This is a genomic window from Bartonella sp. AA81SXKL, from assembly GCF_042196945.1.
Taxonomy (GTDB): domain Bacteria; phylum Pseudomonadota; class Alphaproteobacteria; order Rhizobiales; family Rhizobiaceae; genus Bartonella.
In genome coordinates this window covers 1-1769 of the sequence record NZ_JBHIRH010000067.1, presented here as the reverse complement: position 1 = coordinate 1769, position 1769 = coordinate 1, and the positions used below count along the sequence as shown (strand labels likewise).

The 1769-nt window shown below is 36.1% G+C and carries 2 protein-coding genes; both read left to right on the top strand.

What is annotated here, in order from left to right:
• Positions 1-380: 380 nt before the first annotated feature.
• Complete coding sequence (locus ACFINZ_RS09450; RefSeq protein ID WP_375701392.1) at positions 381-1148, top strand: hypothetical protein; 768 nt, start codon at positions 381-383, stop codon at positions 1146-1148.
• Between the two features lie 82 nt (positions 1149-1230).
• Positions 1231-1769, top strand: a 539-nt coding sequence (locus ACFINZ_RS09445; protein WP_375701391.1) for a hypothetical protein, incomplete at its 3' end; no start/stop codon positions are given.

Below are 1769 nucleotides of genomic sequence, written 5' to 3'. Positions count from 1 at the left end.
ATAATATAGCTTTAAAAGCACATAAATATAAAAGAAGCAATTAATAAGCATAAGATATTATCAATACATAACGTATTAAAAAAAATACAAAAAAGATAAAATATTGTTTGACAATAAATACGTATTTTGTTATATAAATAATCAAGTGATAGAAACACTTAGTGATTAGCGGATAGGTTACGAAACAGCCTCTCCCATGCCTTTAAAATACTGACTTTCTTTTATGCTTTTGTTAGTATATGAGAATTTTGTCGGGTGTGGTTATGCCATACAATACCCTTTCAAGGGGAAAGCATACAGCGGACTAATCACCGTGTTTCTAGCGCCCGACGCCCATTAGGGGGTCAATAGAAACCTTTTATGATTAGAAAGAATTTAAAATGACAAATTCAAACACCTCCCCCGTTATCTCTTCTATTTCAAATGAAACTGTGCTTGTTAATAAACAAAATCCTGCAAAAAAATACGAATTTATTGATGATTGTGAATATATCGATGGTCATTTCTTAACTCGAATTAGAGCCTTAAGAGATTTTGATGATGTCAAAAAAGGCGATTTAGGGGGGTATATTGAAAATGAAAGCAACTTATCTCATGAGGGAAATTGCTGGGTTTATAATAAAGCACGGGTCTTTCAAAATGCACGCGTCTTTGGAAATGCTAAAGTAAAAAGCTTTTTTGTTGATGTCTATGGTAATGCTCAAATTTATGGAAATGCTATTTTTGAAGGTATGACATTAAAGGACAATGCAAAACTTTCAGGCAATGCGCATGCTAACAACGCCGTTGTAATTGAAGGCAATGCACAAATTTATGATAACGCCCGTGTCACTGATCATGCTCATATTTCCGATAATGCTGTCATTTGTGATGATGCTCATGTCGGAGGCAATGCAAAAATAAGTGGCTCTGCTTACATTTGTGATGAATCGCGTGTTTTTGATGATGCCGTTATTTGTGATGCTCTTATCTCTGGTTCTTCATATATTCATAGCAATGCCTCTTTAACAGCTAATGAAGATATCTGTGATGATGCATATCCTGAGTTTGGTAGCGAAGATGATTATTATCGTCATGAGTATTATGCTGATTTTGAAGGGTATTATGGCGATGATAATGACAGCGAATATGAAAGTGATGCTGCGTAAATGACACGCGCGGGCGCGGCGGGGGCGCCATCCTTTAAACATCTCATTTAAAAATTTAAATCTCTATAAAGGAATTGTGCTCATGCAAAAGAAGTTTGCACTCACAAATGAAACGCGTGTAATTAATAATCATACCCTTTATCGCATTAAAGCATTAAAAGACTTTGCTGATGTTAAAGCAGGTACTTTAGGGGGCTTTATTGAAAAGGAAGATAACCTTTCTCATGATGGCAATTGCTGGGTTTATGATAATGCTTGTGTTGTAAAATCTGGTCGTGTTTATGAAAATGCAAGGGTATATGGCAATGCTGCCATTGGTGGTTTTGTTTATGGCAATGCGCATGTATATGATAAAACCCGCGTGTATTTTGGAGCTCATGTTTATGATAATGCGCATCTTTCTGATAAGGTGTGGGTTTATCAATATGCAAGGGTTTATGGGAATGCAAAATTAACAGGAAGTGCACGCATTTATAGCAAGGCTGAGGTTTATGATCATGCTGTTGTAAGTAGCTCTTCAAAAATTTATGGCAAGGTTTATGGCAATGCTAGCGTGGGTGGGTATGTTAAGGTCTATGGTTCTGTTTATGGGAATGCAAAAGTGACTGGTTATCACACCAT

Bases quoted from the DNA above. Each gene is read 5' to 3' on its own strand.
- ACFINZ_RS09450 (WP_375701392.1), top strand. From the start codon at position 381: ATGACAAATTCAAACACCTCCCCCGTTATCTCTTCTATTTCAAATGAA.